The sequence below is a fragment of the Mycobacterium sp. genome (genome assembly GCF_052143115.1).
Taxonomy (GTDB): domain Bacteria; phylum Actinomycetota; class Actinomycetes; order Mycobacteriales; family Mycobacteriaceae; genus Mycobacterium.
Genome location: NZ_JBKQTQ010000218.1, coordinates 1 through 3,358 on the forward strand (window position 1 = coordinate 1; position 3,358 = coordinate 3,358).

4 protein-coding genes and 1 pseudogene are annotated in these 3,358 nt (G+C 67.2%); 2 read left to right on the forward strand and 3 right to left on the reverse strand.

Annotated elements, in window-relative coordinates; translation table 11 throughout:
• Positions 1–202: 202 nt before the first annotated feature.
• Both ACLQI9_RS22020 and ACLQI9_RS22025 read right to left on the reverse strand, forming a co-directional pair.
• On the reverse strand, positions 203–691 hold the full coding sequence (locus tag ACLQI9_RS22020; protein WP_442392192.1) for an alcohol dehydrogenase catalytic domain-containing protein: 489 nt from the start codon (positions 689–691) through the stop codon (positions 203–205).
• 32 nt (positions 692–723) lie between these two features.
• Positions 724–902: pseudogene (locus ACLQI9_RS22025) on the reverse strand (MFS transporter); the annotation flags it as partial.
• Between the two features lie 370 nt (positions 903–1,272).
• Between ACLQI9_RS22025 and ACLQI9_RS22030 the strand changes: the two are divergent.
• Positions 1,273–2,385, forward strand: coding sequence for an adenylate/guanylate cyclase domain-containing protein (locus ACLQI9_RS22030; protein ID WP_442392193.1), 1,113 nt, complete (start codon positions 1,273–1,275; stop codon positions 2,383–2,385).
• On the opposite strand, the gene ACLQI9_RS22035 is transcribed toward ACLQI9_RS22030, so the two are convergent.
• A complete protein-coding gene (locus ACLQI9_RS22035; protein WP_442392194.1) occupies positions 2,366–2,683 on the reverse strand; it encodes an aromatic amino acid lyase in 318 nt (105 codons plus the stop codon). The genes ACLQI9_RS22030 and ACLQI9_RS22035 overlap by 20 nt on opposite strands.
• Positions 2,684–3,136: 453 nt before the next feature.
• Between ACLQI9_RS22035 and ACLQI9_RS22040 the strand changes: the two genes are divergently transcribed.
• Positions 3,137–3,358: DUF7144 family membrane protein (locus ACLQI9_RS22040; RefSeq protein ID WP_442392195.1), on the forward strand; the 222-nt coding region annotated here is incomplete at its 3' end.

Sequence of the window (3,358 nt, forward strand, 5' to 3'; positions counted from 1 at the left end):
GCATGATGCCCGGCACCGCAGTCGATCCGCGGCCCGCGGTGCCCGGAGTCGGCCGTGTCCAGATGTGCTCGAAGCGGTTGCTGGCTTGTTCGCATCGGAGGGTGAGGATGCCGGTGGCGCCGGGGATGTTCCAGCGGCCAGCCGGGCGTGCAGCCAGTCGTCGTGGCCGTCGCCGAGGACGGGCGCGAGCCCAGCGGCCAGGTCATGCAGGTGTTCGCGGGCGTGGTAGATGTCGACGATGGGGGTGGCTTCGGGCACGATCGCGGTGGCCCTTGTCAACGTCACCGTGGTTCAGGCCGTAGTTCAGGCAGGCCGTGTACATGCCCTGGCGGCAGCGTTTGCACTGCCCGCAGCCGGCATGGACCTCCACGGTGACGCGCTGGCCGATGCGGTACTCGTCCACGCCCGGGCCGAGCGCCGCCACAGTGCCCATGTATTCGTGACCCGGGGTAAACATCTTGTTGAACGGTTCGCCGCCGCCGATCATCGCCGGCGCGCCGTGGTCGATGATCTGCAGGTCTGTCGCGCAGATCGCCACGGCATCGATGCGCACCAGCACCTCGGCGCGTCGCGGCATCGGGATCGGCTTGTCCACCAGGCTGAGCTCGCCGGGATCGCCCAGCACCCAGGCCCGCATGTGCTCGGGCAGCGGATATGCGGCGTCGGTTGTGATCTTGGTTGGATGGGTCACGAGCGTCTTCTCCTTGCGTGTTGGTTCGGCCCGACGGTCAACCCGATCGGTAAGACCCGGCGGCTGCCAAATCGGTCGGCGGTGCTCCGGACAGCAGCAGCAGCGACGCCAGCACCAGTGGGTAGACGTCGATCACCCACCGCAGCTGCGAAGCCGACGCATGCAGCTCAGTGCCGATCGACGGGAACGCGACGTTGACTACGCCGAAATCCGAGGGGCTGACCCGGATCTGCCGATCTCGCTTTGGCGCCAGTCACGGCGAACGCCGGCCGTACTCGACGAGGGTGGTGATGTCGTGTGTGTCCCAGCCTACAACGGAGGCAGATCATGTATGCACGAAGCACCACCATCCAGGGGCAGCCCTCGTTCATTGACGCCGGTATCGCGCATACGCGCGACAGCGCGATGCCCGCGCTCGAGGGCATCGACGGGTGGCATCTGGTCTGAATCCGGTCCGGTTCGATGGCGGCGGCATTTCGCCTCGCGATGGCCTCCGGCGCCAATACCATCGAACACCGAAACGCATGTGCCGCTGCCCGGCCGGACAGCACAGGACCGACGGTCGGTTGTACGTTGGCTCAGTGGCAGCAGACATCGACCTCGAGGCGTTGGGGCTGATCGACGGGCTCGAGGGCGAGGCGCGCACCGAGCGTGCCGAGCTGATCGCGTGGCTCCTCGACCGCGGCTTCAGCATCGACCAGATTCGCGCCTCGGTCGCTCCGCTGTTGCTGCCGGCGAATCGGGTAATGGGCGAGGACGGGGTTTACCTGTCGGCGCGAGAAATCTGCGAGGAGACCGGGCTCGACCTGCCGCTGCTGCAGCGCCTGCAAGGGGCGGTCGGCCTGCCCAGGATCGAGGATCCCGACGCGGCGGTCCTGCCCCGAGTGGACGGCGAGGCCGTCGCGCACGCCAAGATATTTCTCGATATGGGTGTCGACCCTGACGAGACGGTCGCCGTCATGCGGGTGCTCATGGAGGGGCTGCAGCATGCCGCGGCGATGATGCGTCGGGCGGCTTTCAGAACCCTGATGCGTCCCGGAGCCAGCGAGATCGACTTAGCGGGGGCTTCGGAAGCTCTTGCGCGCCAGGCGGTGCCACAGGTCGGGCCAATGGTCCAAGACCTGCTACTGCTGGAGCTGCGCCACACCTTCGAGACCGAGGCCGTCAACGCCGCCGAACGCGCCGCCGGGACACTTCCCGGCGCTCGGAAGATAGCCGTGGCATTCGCTGACCTCGCCGGCTTCACCCGTCTTGGCGAGGCGTTACCGCCGCAAGAGCTCGAACACGTCGCCAGCCGGCTCGCCGACCTTGCTCGCGACGTTGCGGTCAATCCGGTGCGGTTCATCAAGACGATCGGCGACGCTGTCATGCTGGTGTGCGCCGACCCGGTTCCGCTGTTGAACGCCGCCCTTGACCTGGTCGCAATCGCCGCCAAGGAGGACCTGCCCCGACTTCGGGTTGGTCTTGCGTCCGGAGAGGCCGTCAGCAGCGCCGGCGACTGGTTCGGCAGCCCCGTCAACGTGGCAAGCCGTGTCACCGGCGTGGCGCGTGCCGGCACCGTGCTTGTCGCTGAAACTGCGCGGGAGGCTATCGGCGACGCGGCAGGTTTCGACTGGTCGGTCGTCGGTTCGCGACATCTCAAGGGCATCAGCGGTGAGCTGAAGCTATACCGGGTCAGCAGGCTGGGGCTGTGACACCGGATTCGGCCGAAAACGGCTTGCGGAAGGCCGCGCGGGGCCTCCTCCCCCGGCGCGCCGTCAAATCCTCTTCGTAGCAATGCGGGATCGTGACCTTGGCGTGCGGCCCGAGGCTACTGGTCACGCCGTAGATGAACTGGGTGCGGTCGGACTCGAGCAGTCGGATGAAGTCCGCCCGCGCCGCGGCCATTGCCTCGCGCGCACGCGGGCCGATGGCGACCGGCTCCCCGCCCTCCGACACCCGCCGGTAGTTCTCCAGCGTGAAGTCGTCCCTGCCGTTGATCACCACGGTCATGCTCCGGAAAGTAGCTTGTGCCTGCAGGGGAAGCAACGAGAGGGAGCCGCCCGTGTCGGCCGAGCCGGAGATGATCGACGGCACGCGATGACCTGTGCGCAGGTGCGGCGGGGGGCCCGCGACGGGGCGGCGCTGGCGGTGCACCCGGACGGCGGGAGCGGGCCCGGCGGGCCAGGGAGGTGATGCGCGCGGTGGCCGCGTCCCGGCCGGTGTACGGGCGGACGGAACAGCTGGGTGGCGGGCGATGTGTTAGCGCCGCACACGATCTCCTCGCCGGTGGAGGGATCGGATGCGAGTTTGTCCCAGTCGCTGCACGGGTCACCGAGCGCCATCGACGAGGGGTGTCGACATGCTCGCCGCCGAAGGCGTGTCGTCCTAGCCGTTTTGATCAATCTCCACACGCGCACGTGCTTAGCGTGATTGATTGATGCCGCGCACAGAAAGGAGATGCTCATGACGAATCCCCCAGACCAGAACCGTTCAACTCGACAGCGGTTCGCTGGCGGCGCAACATTCGCGGCCGCCGCTCTGCTATTGACTAGCGGGACACTAACTCTTCTCACGGGTGTGTCTGCGGTGGTCAACAACCAGCTGCTCGTCGTCGGGCCAGATTACGCGTACAAATTCAACACAACTGGTTGGGGATGGGTGCACATCGCGCTGGGAATTCTGTTG